Below are 16605 nucleotides of genomic sequence, written 5' to 3' on the forward strand. Positions count from 1 at the left end.
AGCGGGGCGATCGGTTCCCTAGGTGTTCTCGGCGCGGGCCTTCAGCGCGGCGAGGCCGCGCTCGAAATCGCGGCCCGCGAACCGGTCCATGGGCACGATCTTGCCCACCAGGGCGAAGAAGCCGGTGGTCACGCCGGTCATGGTCCAGGTGACTCGGAAGACACCACCGTCGGGACGGATGTCGAACCGCACGTGGTTGTTCGCAGCCATCGGCTTCTCGAAGTCGAGATCGATGTCCACGGAGTCGTTCAGTACCGCGCCGGTGATGGTCATCCGGCCCGCGCCGGCCTTGCGGTTGCCGCTCCACGCGTACGTGGCGCCGACCCCATCCGCGGGGCCGCTGTAATCACGCTTCAGATCGGGGTCGAGCCCCTCCCACGGCGACCAATGCCGCCACTCGTGGAAATTGTCGATCAGGCCGAAGATCACGTCGGCGGGTGCGTCGATCACGGTGGACCGTTCGACGGTGAAAGCTCCCATGCGAGGTAGCGTACGGGGCTATCGCAGCCGGAGCGCGGCCAACGCGACGAAGACCAGAACTACCGCCAGTCCCGGCCAGACCCACAGCGAGGCCGCCGACAGGGCGCGGCTCACTCCTGCGTTCCCGTCGGCAACGAACGCAGCGACCATCGGGTGCCGGCCTCGCGGACCGCGATGCCCGCGAGGAACCCGAAGAACGCCGCGAGGACGTCGAGCTCGGCGAGGGGCTTCGAGGCGAGCCAGACGATGAGGGCGCCGAGCAGCGGAGCGGCGACGGCGATGGCCCGCGCCCGCCAGGTCGGCAGCCAGAGTGCGGTCACGATCGACGTCGTGACCGCCGACCCGAGGCCGATGGCACCGAGCGTCGAGACCGTATTGAGCTGCTCGAAGTAGCCGAAGGCGGAGGGTACGCCATTCGAGTACCGCTTCGCATCGGTCAACGGGACGTACGCCGTCCATCCCGATCCCATCTGCTGGAAGACCAGCATCATCGCCACCACGTAGGCCCACCAGCCGGCATCACCGACGGCGCGCACGACCCGGACTTTGTTCACGGCGATGAATCTATCGTGGTGCATCGCACCACCGGGCATACCTCGGTCGTCATTAGACTCGCTGGCATGACAGCAGTACCCGATACCGCCGCCGACCACCCCGCCGCCGGTCTCACGACGGCGCAGGTGCAGGAGCGGGTGCGCGAGGGCAAGGTCAACAAGCTGCCGAACCGCTCGGGCCGCAGCACGTGGGACATCATCCGCGCGAACGTCTTCACCCGGATCAACGCGATGCTGGGTGTGCTGTTCGTCCTCGTGCTGTTCACCGGCTCGCTGATCAACGGGCTGTTCGGCCTGCTCATCGTGTTCAACTCGGCGATCGGCATCATCCAGGAGCTGCGCGCGAAGAAGACGCTCGATTCGCTCGCCATCGTCGGGCAGGCCCGGCCGGTGGTGCGGCGCGACGGACAGTCCGTGGAGATCGCTCAATCCGACGTGGTGCTCGACGACGTGATCGAGGTGGGGCCGGGCGATCAGATCGTGGTCGACGGCGAGACCATCGCCTCCGAGGCCCTGGAGATCGACGAGTCCCTCCTCACCGGCGAGGCCGACCCCGTCGACAAGCAGCCGGGTGACGAGATCTTCTCCGGCAGCTTCGTGGTGTCCGGGTCCGGCACGTACCGCGCCACCAAGGTCGGCGCCGATGCCTACGCGGCCCAGCTTGCCGACGAGGCCAGCAAGTTCACCCTTGTCGATTCGGAGCTGCGCTCGGGCATCGACCGCATCCTCCAGGTGATCACCTGGCTGCTGGTCCCTGCAGGCGTGCTCACCGTGGTGAACCAGCTGGTGATCTCGCGGCAGAGCCTCGACCAGGCGATCCTCGGCATGGTCGCGGCCCTCGTGCCGATGATCCCCGAGGGGCTCGTGCTCATGACCTCGATCGCCTTCGCCGTCGGCGTGGTGCGCCTGGGCCAGCGCAAGTGCCTGGTGCAGGAACTCCCCGCGATCGAGGGCCTCGCGCGTGTGAACGTGGTGTGCGCCGATAAGACCGGCACCCTCACCGAGAACGGCATGCGACTGTCCGAAGTGGACGTGCTCGACGGGGACCGCAGCGACATCGAGCAGGCACTGGCTGCCATCGCCGCGCTCGACCCGCGACCCAACGCCAGCGTCCAGGCCATCGCCGAGGCCTACCCGGATTCGCCCGGATGGCGGGCCACCGCGATCGCTCCGTTCAGCTCCGCCAAGAAGTGGTCCGGAATCTCCCTCGCCGAGGGCGATTCCCCGCGCGGCAACTGGATCCTCGGGGCCGCCGACGTGCTCCTCGATCCCGAGTCCGACGGTGCGCGGCGCGCCACCGAGCTCGGTTCGACGGGGCTGCGGGTGCTGCTCGTGGCCACCACCGACGTACCCGTCGACACCGACACCGGCGACCTGGCCGCACCCGGAAACCTGGTGCCCCGCGCGCTGATCGCGCTGGAGCAGCGGGTGCGCCCGGACGCCCGCGGCACCCTCGACTACTTCGACTCGCAGGGCGTCGCGGTGAAGGTGATCTCCGGCGACAACGCGGTATCCGTAGGCGCCGTCGCGCATTCGCTCGGACTCGGCTCGCCGGATTCCTCCGTGGACGCCCGGAAGCTGCCCGCCGAGAACGACGAGCTGGGCACCGTCGTCACCGACAACGTGACCTTCGGGCGCGTGCGCCCCGATCAGAAGCGGGCCATGGTCAAGGCGCTCCAGTCCCGTGGCGACACCGTGGCCATGACCGGCGACGGAGTCAACGACGTGCTCGCCCTCAAGGACGCCGATATCGGTGTCGCGATGGGCTCGGGCAGCTCCGCCGCGCGCTCGGTGGCCCAGATCGTGCTGCTGGACAACAAGTTCGCCACGTTGCCGTACGTGGTGGGCGAGGGCCGCCGGGTGATCGGCAACATCGAGCGCGTCGCGAACCTGTTCCTCACCAAGACGGTGTACGCGGTGCTGCTGGCGTGGCTCGTGGGCCTCGCGGGCATCGGCGCCAAGCTGTTCGGCTTCACCCCGATCTCGTACCCGTTCCAGCCCATTCACGTGACGATCGCGGCCTGGTTCACCATCGGTATCCCGGCCTTCGTCATGTCGCTGGCGCCGAACAACGAGCGGGCTAAGACCGGCTTCGTGGGCCGTGTGCTGCGCCTGGCCGCACCGTCGGGCACGGCCGTGGGCCTGGCCACTTTCCTGTGCTGGGTGGTGGTGAACCCCGGCGGATCGGGTGCCGCCGTCGGCGGCAAGGCGGCTGCGCTCACGACCCAGCAGATCCAGGCTTCGACCGCGGCGCTCATCACGCTGCTCGTCGGCTCGCTGTGGGTGCTGGCCCTGGTGGCGCGGCCGTACAACTGGTGGAAGATCCTGCTGGTCGGGGTGTCCGTAGCGTTCTACGTGGTGCTGTTCTCCATCCCCTGGGCGCAGCAGAAGTTCTTCCTGGACATCAGCGATCCGCAGATGGTGGGCACCGGGTTCGCTTTCGGCGCCGCCGCGATCGTGATGGTGGAGGTGTTCCGCCGCCTCGCGCCCAAGGTCTTCCACGGGGTTTCCCGCAGAAAGCGATAACCAGGTGGAACTCATCTTCCCCGGAGCTCCGCTCGCGTGCGCTCTGGGAGCGGCTGCGGCCTGGCTCGTATTCGTGTCACCGGCCGAGCTCGCGGGTGCAGTGGCCCGGGAAGCCGCGGGTTGGATCGCAATCACATTGGCGACGCTGGCGATTCTTCCGCTCATTGCGCTCGTGCTCGGTCTGCTTCTGTTGGACACGACGGGCGAGGTCGAGGCGAGCACCGCGGTGGCGGTGGCAATCACGGCTACGGTGGCGGCGTGTGCGGCGGCGTTGTACGTCGGGTGCATCCGGCGGGTGCGGTTCTTGGCCGTGCCGATCTTCGCCTTCGGCGCGGGGGTGCCGTGGTTCTGGTGGTTCCTCCTGGTCGGCGATTGGTCGTTCGGTCCGACCTGACGGGCTCTTTCGGGGGCTCGCGGGTGAGGTGCGAGGCGTAGGGTCCAGGTATGGACACGGAAGCTGAGGGATCGGAGACCGTGGTCGAACCGAGCGATGTTCGCGTTCGCGCGGTCTGGGAATCACTGGCGTCGCCCCTGGCGATCGCCTTCGTCACCGACAGTCGGGTGGTTCTGCTCGACGAGGCGGAGCTCGCTGCGCTCGACGACGGCGGCACCGACCTGGTGGTGGGCGACCTCTGCATCGGCGGTACCGATGAGCAACGCCGCACCCTGTTGGACGAGGCGCGACAGGTCTCCGACCGTGAGTATCAGGAGATGGGTGACGTGGACGTCGCTGTAGTGGACGGCGCCGTCGAGCTGCGGCGCACGGCCGGCGACGGCTTGCAGGAGTCGGCTCCCGCGGTGGTCGCCGCACTACTGGAGCACGAGCGCAACGGGTGGCGGAACCGGGGTGTGAACTACGCCAAATGGAGTTTCACCTGCGGCGATCACCATTTCGTCACCACGCCCCTACGTGCGGCGTTCGTCGCGGATCGGATCGCCACCGCGCTCGACCACGCGGGCCGTCGCTGACTCAGAGTTCGCGCGGAACCACGATCATCGGGACCGCCACCACGCGCAGCATCTTCGCGGCCGTCGTGCCGAGGAACAGCCTGCGCGGTGCCGCGAGCCTGCTGGATCCGACCAGGACCACGTCGCCGGGCTGCCAGTCGAGTCGCCGCACGGCGTCCTCCACGCTGGGGCCGGTGACCACGGCCGAACGCACTTCGACGACGGCGGGCAATTTGCCGCGGGCCTCGTCGAGCAGGCGTTCGGCGTGCTTCTCCGCGGCGTAGACGGCGTTCGGGTCGTCACTGCGCTTGGCGGGCATGAGATCGAGCGCGATGAGCGAGACCAGGCGCAGGGGCACGCCGGCGCGCTGGCTCCCGCGGATGGCGGTGGCCAGCACGGCATCGGCACCGGACCGCGTGCCCAACGCGCAGGTGATCTCGCGGACGGTGCGGACACCCTGATTGCGGAATCCCCGCGGCGCGAGGGCCACCGGCAGCGGTGCCGAGTGAATCAGGTCGTTGACCACCGAGCCCAGGGAGTACGGACCCAGCAGGCCTCCACCGGAGCCGCCCGCCACGATCAGGGTCGCGCCCACTCGCGCGGCTTCGGCGATGATGCCCTCCGCGATCGAGTCGTAGATCCCGATGTGCATGGACACCGGGATGTCGTCGGTCACCAGATCCCGCGCCTCGGCCAACCACTCGTCGGCCTGGGCGGTGAGCACATCGTCGAAATCCCCGGGAGCGATCGCTGCGTTGCCATCGGGAGGAACGATCATGCCGATCGCGAGCTCCGCATCGAAGGTGCGGGCGAGCTGCGCACCGAGCATGACGGCATCGCGGCCGCCGTCGGTGGCGAGGTAGGCCACGTAGACGATCACGAGCAACAGCCTCCGTCCGTGGAGGAATCGTCCTGCTCAGTGCAGCATTTCGCGGGCGAGGGTGCCACGTCGAGCGAAGGGTTGCGGTCGAAGAAGCCGAAGGGCTTGAGCCAAAAACTCACCGTGTCGGAGGGCATGATCGGCCAGTCCTCGGGCCGGGTGATGTGGTGGATGCCGAAGGTGTACCAGAGCACCACGTCGGTGTTCTCGATGTTCCGGTCGGCGGCGGTCCACGCCGGAAGACCCATGCCGGAGCCGCCCTGGTTGACGAATTCACCCGCCGGCCAGCGTTCGTCGGCGGCGTTCGGGGTCACCCACAGCGTGTGCTTGATCGCCTCGCAACGGCCGAGGATGGGCGAATCGTCGGGGAACATCGGGGGGAAGGCGCCACTGGGTGCGAGCTTGTAGGCGGGGGAGAGGCCGATACCCGTTGTGACGTTGTCGTTGGCGACCTTCCACGATCGCTGCGTGGCGTAGTTCGGGTTCTGTTTGCCCTCGGATTCCGTGCGCAGCGGCGTGTTCACCTGCTGCAGCGACAATCCGTACGGATTGTCGGGGCCCACGGGAACCGGCTCGGTATCGGAGCGGTAGACGGTGTTCTGCTCGCCATCGATATCCAGATCCATACGGGCCGTGAGGAAGTGCTGGTGGAACGGCGCGTAGGTGCGCTGATCGACGAGCGTGCCGTGCGGGTGCGCGGCGCCCTCGGCGATGTGACTGACCACCATGATGCCGGTGGCGCGGACCTCGCACTCGATGCTGCCGTCCTGGTAGAACCGCCAGTAGGTGAGGTACTCGTAGTTCGCGACGGTCACGTGGAAGGAGACCGTGAGGCGGCGCATGCGCCGGACCTCCGACCCCGCATGGTGATCCACGTGCTTCCACAGGACCGCGTTGTCCTCCTCGTGGATGCAGACCGCGTTCTCGATGCGGTAGGGCTCACCCTTGCTGTTGTGCAGGGTCGCATCCAGGTACCTGATCTCGCCCAGGCAGTCGCAGCCCAGCGCGAGTGAGGTGGTCATGAAGCCGAGACCCCACTCGCCGATGTCGAAGGCGGTGCGGCGGTAGTGATCGTCGCAGTGGTCGCGGTACGGCACCATCATCTCGGCGAACGAGAGCCGGTGGGCGATCTTGCGTTCGGTGCCGTTGTCGTTGTACGTGACGGCGTGCAGCGTCATGCCCTCGCGATAGTTGAAACCCACACGCAGTGACCAGTTCTGCCACGAGAGCTTGTTGCCCTCGAGGGTGAACGACGGCCCCTCGGGCTGCGTGATCTCCAGCGGCTTGAGCGGGCCGCGAGTATCGGCGTCACGGATCTCCTTGGGCACCATGCGCGGCACGTACTCGCCCATGATCTTCGGGCGGTCCACGCGGAACGTGTCCTCGATCTCGAGCAGTTCCATGGTGGCGAGGTCGATGACGCAGTGGAGGCCGTTCACCGGCCCGGCGTACGGATTCGCGCCCTCGGCCGCCCGCACCCAGGTGTCCGACCAGCCGATGCGGCGGCCCTTGTACTTCTCGGGGATGAGCACCTCGCCGTACGTCCAGGTGTCCATGAACACCAGGTCCAGGTCGGTGATGCCGCGGTCGGCGAGCGCGGCGATCACGTCAGGGTGTGCACGGAGGGCCTCGTCGGCTTCGACCCACTCGTCGACGGTGACGTTCGGCTGTACGTCCGGGACGTGCTCGAAGGAGGTGACGGCACCGTCGGTCAGAGAGATCCGGGCCCGGAACGTGCGGTTCGAGCTCCGGTCGTACAGGACGGCCTGGGCTGCGCGCTCGCACGGCGCACCGTCGGCGTCGAAGGCGGCGATCTCGGGCTTGCTCGGCTCGATCATCTCGATCGACGCGTACCGCCAGTTCTCGTCCACGTCGTGCGCGTCCGCGAGCAGCCTCGTGACCGCCCGGAATTCATCGGCGGTCAGCGGGTCGAGGGGATGCTGGAAATCGCTCATCGGGGCGGGAGCCTCTCTGGTCGGGTCGTGCGCGCGCGTGGATCGATCATCTCCACAGTGCTCCGTGCCACACCGTGAAGCACGCGCCGGTGCGTCCATTGATCCTATGGTCGTCGCTCCGAATCGGAGCGCAAAACGCAGTCGATCCATTCGCTATGGCGAATTGCAGCTAGTGTCTGTCGTATGGGTACCTCGGAGGGGCGGACGTGGCTTCCGGCGTCGACGGTGGCGGGCGCGGCGGTGGTGTCGCCGATCGTCGCGTTCGTGTTGCTATGGCAGGTCCGCGACAAGCTCAACGCGGTGTACATGAAGGCGCAAAGTGGGCCCGTGACCGTGCCGGACGATATGGCAGGGCAGGCGATCCGCTTCATCGTGGTCGCCGTCGTCGTGGCCCTCATCGGGCTCGTCGCGGCGGGCGGTGCGCGGGCGCTGAGCTCGGCGGCACGGGTCGCGCTGATCGGCTGCGGCGGAGCCCTTCTCGTGCACGCTGCGGTCCTCGCGCCGGACGTGTGGCTGCACGACATGAGTATCGGCTATGCGAGCTACGCCGGATTCATGATCGGCGAGATCCTGCTGTTCGTCGTTGCGGTGATCGCTGAGCTGTACGTGCTTGTCTCTCACGTGGTCGCGGACCGAGTGGCGTAGATGCGCGCGGCTCACGAGGCCGATCCACCGGCCTGGCTGGCACGATCGGTCCCTCTCCTTCTCGTGGTGTGCGGTCCGCTGCTGAGCGTGTCCTTCTGGTGCATCCTCGCCATGGACTCAGAACTTCCGCACCGTGAATGGGATCGCCTGAATGGAATCGCGGCGGCGGTCGCGACTGTTTTACTCGCTCTTGCGGGCGCAGCGGTGATCGCCCAGCGTTGGCGTGGCGCAACATCGCTCGGCGTGAACTTCATCGCGGCCACTGCGCTCGTGCTGTCCGCGGCATACTGCGGGTTGATCGCTCACCAGTATCTGTTCGGCGATTCCATCTGCCAGGACGAGAACTGCATGCCCGAACTGACCGTGGTCCTCTGGTGGGGCTTGACCGGGTTCCAATGGCTCGTGCTCGCTGTGCTGGCCGTGATAGCGAGTCCGCGATTCCGGTGACGGACTACTCGCGTCCGTTGCCGAACCGTTGTTTCCAGGCGGCACCGTCAAGTAGGGGGCGGTCGTGTGGCGCGGTCCAGAATGCCGAGAGCAGGTCGTAGCCGGAGTGCACGAGTCGCGCTTGCGCGGGCCAGTGTTGATCGGTCCACTCAGGCTCGTTGTGTGCCGAGTCGATGCCCGCGCGCACGCATCCCTCCACCTCGAAGTGCAGGCACCGCGCCTGTTCGCGGGCGGGCTCCGCGCCCACCTCATCGGGCCGGTCGACGAGTGCGAGGGCGGTGGAGCGCACGCGTTGCGCGGTCCATTCGAAGGTGCGACGGTGCGTGTTCGGATACAGGAAGTACATCGCCAGGAAGGCGACGATCACGCCGATCACGGTCTCCAAGAGCCGGTCCCGGATCACGGGTCCGGCCGACCCCGTCGTCGCGCCGGCGCCGCTCGCCATCAGCGCGACTGGCGTGATGAAGGTGACCGCCGCCGCGTAGTTCCGCGTGATCATCATCTCGATGCAGAACTGGAGCACGGCCACGATCGCGATGAGCGCGTACCCGGTCGGTCCGAGCCCGTACAGCGCCGCATAGAGAGCGAGCCCGACTGCGGTCCCCATGAAACGCTGCAGGCCGCGCACGGTGCCGTGTACTCGATCGACACCGGATTGGAGCACGACCAGGGCGCTGATGGCAGCCCAATGCGGGCGGTCGAAACCGAGCGCGAGACTCGCGGCGCCGGCGGCGGTGCACGCGACACCGACTCGGACTGCCGTCACCATCGCGTGCGAGGACATCGTCAACGAGCGTCGCAGGCGGTGACCGATGCTCGGCCGCATCGTCGAGGTGGTCACCTCGCGCGTGGGGTCCACGCCCGCGGATTCGACGGTGTCGACCTGCGTGGCTGTGAACCGGTGGTTGGCATCGCGAAGGCGTTCCAGGAGCGGGGCGTCGGCGGAGCGTGCACCGGCGCGGGCATCGTCCATCGTGGACCACGCCGCAATGAGCGCCGAGCCGGCGGCGTTGCGTTGCGTGGCGGTCCGCGCGCCGTCGGGAGCGAGATACGCGTCCACCGCCCCGACGGCGCGGTTGACCGCCTCGCGCTGCGGACGCGACGGATCACGAAGCGCACCGGCCATGGACACGACGACCGACGACACCACTCCCAGCGCGGTGCCGACGACGAGTGACGCCGCACCGGCTCCCGCCTCGGTGGCGATCACGGCACCCGATCCCACCAGAGCGAAGAACAACGCCCCCGGCGGACCGAGGCGCAGTGCATCGACCACGTAGACCGCGAGGACTGCCGGGACGACCACCATCAGTACCGACGCTATCCGGATCGGGACACTGCTCTCGGGGATCACCGATCCGAGTGCGGTGCCGACGATCACGCTGAGTAGCAGAGCGATTCCGGCGATGCCCACCACCTGTGCGCGGATGCGGTAGGCGCGGCCCTCGCCGTACAGGACCGCGAAGGCGCCGAACGTCGCGAACAGGGCCGACGATCCGTGGCCGGCGGCGACCATGCCCGCGCCCGGAATTCCGACCGCCGCTGCGGCCCGCAGCCCCGCGCCCCAGCGCCACGGCCCGGCCGCCGACTGCGCGAAGACGAGTGATCGCACACGACTGACCGGCGGGAGTGGATCGTGGTTCGGTTCGCCAGCAGTCACATACTCATTCCATCACCCCGCGGGGACTGCGAAACTGCGGGGAATCACCTCAGCCCAAGGGACGCGACACCCGGCTCGTCACAGGAGCACCAGACCTTCGAGGCCGGGGGTGGCGGCTGTGGCGCTGAAGAATTCCGAGATCGGGATGGCTGCGGCGCCGTCTCCGGCAGATATAGCAACGATCTGGCCCTCGGAATCGAGAACGGCCGCACCCGACCTGCCCGCGGGAGAGGTGAAGCCCGACAGGCGCAGGAGACGGTTCGGTTCGATCTCCACCCGGAACCGCTCGCCGATACCCATGACCTTCACCTTGTCGCCCGCGTTGGCGACGGCGCCCGGCGCAGAAACGGACCACCCGACGCCCGGCTCGAGCTTCACCGCAACCGCAGACCATGTGCCGTTGCCACCCCGGACAACGGCGGCGATCGTCCCGAGAAGCGCCCTGGCGTCAACGTTCTCGATCTGGGTGCCCACAGATGCCGCGCACTCCTTGCCGACGATCGCGTAGCGGACCTGATTCTCGCCCTGCCCCTGAGCGGCCGTCATGCCGAGCTGGCACATCGCATTCGATCCCACCGGCGCCACGATGATTCCCGGTGTCGCGGATTGCAGTGGAACGGGATCGCCGGGCGCGATCGGCGGGGGCGACGATCGGCTCATCAGAGAGGTTGGTCCGTACTGAATCGGGCCGTCATCCGGAGCGGAGCAACCGGTGAGGAGCACCAGCAGCGCCAACGATGCACCACGGTATCGACTGATCACGGATTCACGATTCCACATGACGGTGATCGTGGGAAGAGGCTGGACGCGCGGCACCGACGCCCTATGTGGCATGTGGTGGGGGTGGCGTGCCCCAAGAGATGCGGCGGATACAAAAAAGTGCCCCCGGCAGGATTCGAACCTGCGGCCTTTCGCTCCGGAGGCGAACGCTCTATCCCCTGAGCTACGGGGGCGCAGGGCTACGCAAGGTTAGCGCATCGTCACGGCAGACCGGAAACCGGCTGGCGGGCCCGTGGCGCGTCGCGGCCCCGTCGTCGGTACGTCCTGCCTGCTGGGGCGAACTCCCCGCACCATAGGATGTACCGGTGACTCCCGCTGACCTTTCGGAACTCCTGCATGCGACCGCGACGACCGTGCTCACCGAGCGCGGCCTCGATGTCTCGGTGCTCCCGGAACGCGTCACCGTCGAGCGCCCGCGCAACCCCGAGCACGGCGATTACTCCACCAACCTCGCGATGCAGGTCGCGAAGAAGGCGGGAGTGAACCCGCGTGACCTCGCGACCTGGCTCGCCGAGGCCCTGTCCAGCGCGAACGGCATCGACGAGGCGACGATCGCCGGCCCGGGCTTCCTCAACATCCGCCTCGCCGCCGACGCCCAGAATCAGCTGATCGCCTCGATCCTGGACCAGAAGGACGCCTTCGGCCACGGGACCGCGCTCAAGGACCAGCTGATCAACCTCGAGTTCGTCTCGGCCAACCCCACCGGCCCCGTGCACCTCGGCGGCGCCCGTTGGGCCGCCGTCGGCGACAGCCTGGGGCGCGTCCTCGAAGCGCAGGGCGCCGAGGTGACCCGCGAGTACTACTTCAACGACCACGGCGCGCAGATCGACCGGTTCGCCCGCTCGCTCGATGCGGCCGCCACCGGCAAGCCCGTCCCCGAGGACGGTTACGCCGGCGACTACATCGGCGAGATCGCCGCCACCGTGGTGCAGAACCGGCCCGGCATCCTCGACCTCCCCGAGGACGAGCGCATCGAGGCCTTCCGCGCCGACGGCGTGGAGCTGATGTTCGAGCACATCAAGCGCACTCTGCACGACTTCGGTACCGACTTCGCCGTGTTCACCCACGAGGACGAGATGTTCACCTCGGGCCTGGTGGAGCAGAGCGTCGAGCAGCTCAAGGGCAACGGCAACCTGTACGAGAAGGACGGTGCCTGGTGGCTCCGCTCCACCGACTACGGCGACGACAAGGACCGCGTGGTCATCAAGTCGGACGGCAACGCCGCCTACATCGCCGGTGACATCGCCTACCTCAAGCACAAGTTCGACCGCGGCTTCACCCTGGCCATCTACATGCTGGGCGCCGACCACCACGGCTACATCGGCCGGCTCAAGGCCTCCGCCGCGGCGATGGGCTACGACCCCGACCGCGTCGAGGTGCTCATCGGCCAGCTGGTGAACCTCGTGCGCGACGGTCAGCCCGTGCGGATGAGCAAGCGCGCCGGCACCGTGATCACCCTCGACGATCTCGTCGACGCCGTGGGTGTGGACGCGGCCCGGTACTCGCTGATCCGCAGCTCGGTGGACACCTCCATCGACCTGGACCTCGACCTGCTGACCCAGGCCAGCAACGAGAACCCCGTGTACTACGTGCAGTACGCGCACGCCCGCCTTTCCGCGATCGCCCGCTCGGCCGCGGAACTCGGCATCGTGGGATCGACGCAGCACCTGGGCCTGCTCGACAACCCGCGCGAGGGCGATCTGGTGCGCACGCTGGGCGAATTCCCCGGTGTGGCAGCGGGAGCCGCCTCGATGCGGGAACCGCACCGCGTGGCCCGCTACCTCGAAGAGCTGGCCGGCGCGTACCACCGCTTCTACGGCGAGTGCCGCGTGCTGCCGCTCGGCGACGAGCAGCCGACCGACCTGCACCGGGCCCGCGTGGCCCTGTGCGCAGCCACCCGCCAGGTGCTCGCCAACGGCCTGGCCCTCGTGGGCGTTTCGGCGCCCGACCGGATGTGAGAGGCCCCGCAAGTGAGTGAACTCGCTCCCGGCGTCTGGCCGACGCACGCGCGCCGCGAGGCCGACGGTGGCGTCACCGTGGCCGGAATCCCCGCGCGCGCTCTCGCCGAGGAATTCGGCACGCCCCTGTTCGTGATCGACGAGGACGACTTCCGCGGCCGGTGCCGCGGCATGCGCGAGGCCTTCGGCGACGACGCCGCCGTGCACTACGCCTCGAAGGCCTTCCTCTCCATGGAGATCGCCCGCTGGGTGCGCGACGAGGGCCTGAACCTGGACGTGTGCAGCGGCGGCGAGCTCGCCATCGCCCTGCGCGCCGGGTTCCCCGCGGACCGGATCGCCCTGCACGGCAACAACAAATCGGTCGCGGAGCTGGCTTACGCCGTCGACTCCGGCATCGGCCACATCGTGATCGACTCACTCTCCGAGATCGCCCGGCTCGACGCCGTCGCGGGGGAGCGCGGAGTGGTCCAGGACGTCCTGATCCGCCTGACCCCCGGTGTGGAGGCGCACACCCACGAGTTCATCTCCACCGCCCACGAGGACCAGAAGTTCGGCTTCTCCCTCGCCTCGAACGGGTCCGATTCACCGGCGATGCGGGCCGTCACGGCGGTCTTCGAGGCCGACAACATCCGGCTCGTGGGCCTGCACAGCCACATCGGCTCGCAGATCTTCGACGTGGACGGCTTCGAGATCGCGGCCCGTCGCGTGCTGGAACTGCTGCGCGACATCGTCGCCCGGTTCGGCGCGGAGAAGACCGCCCAGCTGAACACCATCGACCTCGGCGGCGGCCTCGGCATCGCGTACACCCCGGACGACGATCCGCCGCCCGTGGCCGACCTCGCCGCGAAGCTGCGCAGCATCGTCGAAACCGAATCGGCGGCACTGGGTCTGGCGACCCCGCACCTCGCCGTCGAGCCCGGCCGCGCCATCGCCGGACCGCCAGGAATCACCCTCTACGAGGTGGGCACCATCAAGGACGTGGCGCTCGACGGCGACGCCGACATCCCCTTCCGTCGCTACGTCTCGGTGGACGGCGGCATGAGCGACAACATCCGCCCCGCGCTCTACGGCGCGGAGTACACCGTGGCCGTCGCGGACCGCGATCCCGAGGGCGCGCCCGTACCCTCGCGCGTCGTCGGCAAGCACTGCGAGACCGGCGACATCCTGGTGCGCGACACCGACACCCCCGAAGGCCTGGCCGAGGGCGACCTGCTCGCCGTGGCCGCCACGGGGGCCTACTGCTACTCGATGTCCAGCCGCTACAACATGCAGCCCCGCCCGGCTGTGGTGGCGGTGAAAGACGGCGCGGCGCGGTTGATCCTGCGCCGGGAGACCGTGGACGACCTGGTGAGCCTGGAGGTGCTCTGATGACTGAACCCGTGAACCGTGAGCTCGGCGTGGCCCTGCTCGGCATGGGGACCGTGGGGGCCGAAGTGGCCCGCATCCTCATCGACAACGCCGACGACATCACCGCGCGCGTCGGTGCGCCGCTGGCCATCCGCGGTATCGCCGTGCGCGACATCGCCAAGGACCGCGGCGTGGACCCCGCGCTCCTGACCACCGACGCCGCATCGCTGATCGACCGCGACGATGTGGACATCGTGATCGAGGTGATGGGCGGTATCGAGCCCACCCGCACCCACATGCTGCGTGCGCTGCAGGCCGGCAAGTCGGTGGTGACCGCGAACAAGGCGCTGCTCGCCGAGTACACCGGCGAACTCGCCGATGCCGCGAACCGCGCCCGCGCCGACCTCTACTTCGAGGCCGCCGTGGCCGGCGCCATCCCGGTGATCCGCCCGCTGCAGCAGTCCCTCGCCGGCGACTCCGTGGAGCTCGTGGCCGGAATCGTCAACGGCACCACCAACTTCATCCTCTCCAACATGGCGGAGAAGGGGGAGGCCTACGAGACCGTGCTCGCGGAGGCGGGACGCCTGGGCTACGCCGAGGCCGATCCCACCGCCGACGTCGAGGGCTACGACGCCGCGTCCAAGGCCGCCATCCTGGCCTCGATCGCCTTCCACACCCGCGTCACCGCCGACGACGTGTACCGCGAGGGCATCACCTCGGTGACCGCCGCCGACATCGAGGCCGCCAAGGCCTTCGACTGCACCATCAAGCTGCTCGCCATCTGCGAGCGGTTCACCGATGCCGCGGGCGAACAACGGGTCTCGGCCCGCGTGTACCCGGCGCTGGTCCCGCTCAAGCACCCCCTCGCGAGCGTCGACGGCGCCTACAACGCCGTCTTCGTCGAGGCCGAGAACGCCGGCCGCCTCATGTTCTACGGCGCCGGAGCGGGCGGCGCGCCCACCGCCTCCGCCGTGATGGGCGATGTGGTGATGGCCGCCCGCAACAAGGTGCACTCCGGCCGCGGCCCCCTGGACTCGGTGTACGCGAACCTGCCCGTGGCCCCCATCGGCGACGTGCACACCCGCTACTACGTGGCCATGGAGGTCGCCGACCGGCCCGGCGTGCTCAGCGCCGTCGCCAACGAGTTCTCCGCGCGCAACGTCTCGATCAGCACCGTCCGCCAGCAGGCCGACACGCCCGATCGCGGCGCGCGCCTGGTGATCCTGACCCACAAGGCTCCCGACGCGGCCCTCTCGGCCACCGTCGAGGCCCTGAAGAACCTGGACGTGGTGACCGCCGTGTCCTCCGTGCTCCGTCTGGAGGGAACCAATGACTGAGGCAGTCCACAAGCCCTGGCCCGGCCTGATCGAGGCCTACCGTCACCGTCTGCCCGTGTGCGACACCTGGGAGCCGGGCTGGGAGCCCGTCACCCTCCGCGAGGGCGCGACCCCGCTGCTCCCCGCCAAGGCGCTGTCCGAGCTCACCGGCTGCGAGGTGTACCTCAAGGTGGAGGGCCTCAACCCCACCGGCTCGTTCAAGGACCGCGGCATGACCATGGCCGTCACCGAGGCCAAGGCCACCGGCAAGAAGGGCGTGCTCTGCGCGTCCACCGGCAACACCTCCGCCTCGGCCGCCGCCTACGCCTCCATCGCCGGCATCGAGTGCGCCGTGCTGGTGCCGGCCGGCAAGATCGCCATGGGCAAGCTGGCCCAGGCCGTGATGTACGGCGCCAAGATCATCGAGGTGGACGGCAACTTCGACGACTGCCTGGAGCTGGCCCGCAAGACCACCGCCACCTTCGACACCATCGCGTTGGTGAACTCGGTGAACCCGGTGCGTATCGAGGGACAGAAGACCGCCGCCTTCGAGATCGTCGACGCCCTCGGCAAGGCCCCCGATGTGCACGCGCTGCCCGTGGGCAACGCCGGCAACATCACCGCATACTGGAAGGGCTACAGCGAGTACTTCGCCGACGGCGTCATCTCCGCCCGCCCGCGCATGCTCGGCGTGCAGGCCGCCGGAGCCGCACCGCTGGTCAACGGCGCGCCGGTGAAGGATCCCGAGACCATCGCCACCGCGATCCGCATCGGCAGCCCCGCGTCCTGGAACCAGGCCGTGGCCGCCAAGGACGAGTCGAACGGCCAGTTCCGCGCCGCCACCGACGAGAAGCTGCTCGAGGCCTACCGCCTCGTCGCCCGCACCGAGGGCGTCTTCGTCGAACCCGCCTCCGCCGCATCGGTCGCCGGACTGCTGGCCGCCACCGAGGACGGCTGGATCGCCAAGGGCTCCACCGTGGTGTGCACCGTGACCGGCAACGGCCTCAAGGACCCCGACACCGCCCTCAAGGGCGTCCCGGAGATCGCGCGCGTGGGCATCGACCCCGTCGCCGTCGCCGCCGCCATGGGCCTGACGGAGTAGCGCGACC

Annotated in this window: 15 protein-coding genes and 1 tRNA gene; 9 read left to right on the forward strand and 7 right to left on the reverse strand. The window is 68.8% G+C overall.

Annotated features, from left to right (window positions below; translation table 11 throughout):
* Positions 1-18: 18 nt before the first annotated feature.
* On the reverse strand, positions 19-480 hold the full coding sequence (locus ABD108_RS19835) for an SRPBCC family protein (protein WP_343931186.1): 462 nt from the start codon (positions 478-480) through the stop codon (positions 19-21).
* Between the two features lie 110 nt (positions 481-590).
* Positions 591-1034 carry a hypothetical protein gene (locus tag ABD108_RS19840; RefSeq protein WP_343931187.1) on the reverse strand — a complete coding sequence of 148 codons (444 nt, stop codon included), beginning with the start codon at positions 1032-1034 and terminating at the stop codon, positions 591-593.
* A 66-nt stretch (positions 1035-1100) separates the two neighbouring features.
* Here ABD108_RS19840 and ABD108_RS19845 point away from each other — a divergent pair, with 66 nt between their 5' ends.
* The 3 genes from ABD108_RS19845 to ABD108_RS19855 are packed head-to-tail and all read left to right on the forward strand — an operon-like array spanning position 1101 to position 4529.
* Positions 1101-3560, forward strand: coding sequence for an HAD-IC family P-type ATPase (locus tag ABD108_RS19845; RefSeq protein WP_343931189.1), 2460 nt, complete (start codon positions 1101-1103; stop codon positions 3558-3560).
* Positions 3561-3564: 4 nt separating this feature from the next.
* A complete protein-coding gene (locus ABD108_RS19850) occupies positions 3565-3954 on the forward strand; it encodes a hypothetical protein (RefSeq protein ID WP_220658341.1) in 390 nt (129 codons plus the stop codon).
* 50 nt (positions 3955-4004) lie between these two features.
* Positions 4005-4529, forward strand: a complete 525-nt coding sequence (locus ABD108_RS19855) for a hypothetical protein (RefSeq protein ID WP_343931190.1) — start codon at positions 4005-4007, stop codon at positions 4527-4529.
* A 1-nt stretch (position 4530) separates the two neighbouring features.
* On the opposite strand, the gene ABD108_RS19860 is transcribed toward ABD108_RS19855, so the two are convergent.
* Complete coding sequence (locus ABD108_RS19860) at positions 4531-5388, reverse strand: universal stress protein (RefSeq protein ID WP_343931191.1); 858 nt, start codon at positions 5386-5388, stop codon at positions 4531-4533.
* Positions 5385-7343, reverse strand: coding sequence for a primary-amine oxidase (locus ABD108_RS19865; protein ID WP_343931192.1), 1959 nt, complete (start codon positions 7341-7343; stop codon positions 5385-5387). The genes ABD108_RS19860 and ABD108_RS19865 overlap by 4 nt, the downstream gene beginning before the upstream one ends.
* Positions 7344-7526: 183 nt before the next feature.
* Between ABD108_RS19865 and ABD108_RS19870 the strand changes: the two genes are divergently transcribed.
* Positions 7527-7988, forward strand: a complete 462-nt coding sequence (locus tag ABD108_RS19870; protein ID WP_343931193.1) for a hypothetical protein — start codon at positions 7527-7529, stop codon at positions 7986-7988.
* Positions 7989-8435: a hypothetical protein gene (locus ABD108_RS19875; protein ID WP_343931194.1), complete on the forward strand. Its 447-nt coding sequence runs from the start codon at positions 7989-7991 to the stop codon at positions 8433-8435.
* 4 nt (positions 8436-8439) lie between these two features.
* On the opposite strand, the gene ABD108_RS19880 is transcribed toward ABD108_RS19875, so the two are convergent.
* The 3 genes from ABD108_RS19880 to ABD108_RS19890 form a co-directional block, all read right to left on the reverse strand.
* Positions 8440-10095 (reverse strand): FUSC family protein, encoded by a 1656-nt coding sequence (locus ABD108_RS19880; protein WP_425579805.1) that lies wholly within the window; start codon positions 10093-10095, stop codon positions 8440-8442.
* 78 nt (positions 10096-10173) lie between these two features.
* Positions 10174-10830: a hypothetical protein gene (locus tag ABD108_RS19885; RefSeq protein WP_343931196.1), complete on the reverse strand. Its 657-nt coding sequence runs from the start codon at positions 10828-10830 to the stop codon at positions 10174-10176.
* A 145-nt stretch (positions 10831-10975) separates the two neighbouring features.
* A tRNA-Arg gene (locus ABD108_RS19890) sits at positions 10976-11048 on the reverse strand.
* Between the two features lie 132 nt (positions 11049-11180).
* Between ABD108_RS19890 and argS the strand changes: the two genes are divergently transcribed.
* From argS to thrC, 4 genes are read left to right on the forward strand one after another with little or no spacing between them, the layout of a single operon-like run.
* A complete protein-coding gene (gene argS, locus ABD108_RS19895; RefSeq protein ID WP_343931197.1) occupies positions 11181-12833 on the forward strand; it encodes an arginine--tRNA ligase in 1653 nt (550 codons plus the stop codon).
* 12 nt (positions 12834-12845) lie between these two features.
* Entirely contained in the window at positions 12846-14201 is a 1356-nt protein-coding gene (gene lysA / locus ABD108_RS19900) for a diaminopimelate decarboxylase (protein ID WP_343931198.1), read from the forward strand.
* A complete protein-coding gene (locus tag ABD108_RS19905) occupies positions 14201-15517 on the forward strand; it encodes a homoserine dehydrogenase (RefSeq protein WP_220658349.1) in 1317 nt (438 codons plus the stop codon). The genes lysA and ABD108_RS19905 overlap by 1 nt, the downstream gene beginning before the upstream one ends.
* Complete coding sequence (gene thrC, locus ABD108_RS19910; protein WP_220658350.1) at positions 15510-16598, forward strand: threonine synthase; 1089 nt, start codon at positions 15510-15512, stop codon at positions 16596-16598. The genes ABD108_RS19905 and thrC overlap by 8 nt, the downstream gene beginning before the upstream one ends.
* The last annotated feature ends 7 nt before the right edge of the window (positions 16599-16605 follow it).

Source organism: Tsukamurella strandjordii (assembly GCF_039525985.1).
Lineage (GTDB): Bacteria > Actinomycetota > Actinomycetes > Mycobacteriales > Mycobacteriaceae > Tsukamurella > Tsukamurella strandjordii.

Excerpts from the sequence above, each read along its gene's own strand:
- ABD108_RS19835 (WP_343931186.1), bottom strand. The coding sequence starts at position 480 with ATGGGAGCTTTCACCGTCGAACGGTCCACCGTGATCGACGCACCCGCC.
- ABD108_RS19845 (WP_343931189.1), top strand. The coding sequence starts at position 1,101 with ATGACAGCAGTACCCGATACCGCCGCCGACCACCCCGCCGCCGGTCTC.
- ABD108_RS19855 (WP_343931190.1), top strand. The coding sequence starts at position 4,005 with ATGGACACGGAAGCTGAGGGATCGGAGACCGTGGTCGAACCGAGCGAT.
- ABD108_RS19865 (WP_343931192.1), bottom strand. The coding sequence starts at position 7,343 with ATGAGCGATTTCCAGCATCCCCTCGACCCGCTGACCGCCGATGAATTC.
- ABD108_RS19870 (WP_343931193.1), top strand. The coding sequence starts at position 7,527 with ATGGGTACCTCGGAGGGGCGGACGTGGCTTCCGGCGTCGACGGTGGCG.
- ABD108_RS19875 (WP_343931194.1), top strand. The coding sequence starts at position 7,989 with ATGCGCGCGGCTCACGAGGCCGATCCACCGGCCTGGCTGGCACGATCG.
- ABD108_RS19905 (WP_220658349.1), top strand. The coding sequence starts at position 14,201 with ATGACTGAACCCGTGAACCGTGAGCTCGGCGTGGCCCTGCTCGGCATG.
- thrC (WP_220658350.1), top strand. The coding sequence starts at position 15,510 with ATGACTGAGGCAGTCCACAAGCCCTGGCCCGGCCTGATCGAGGCCTAC.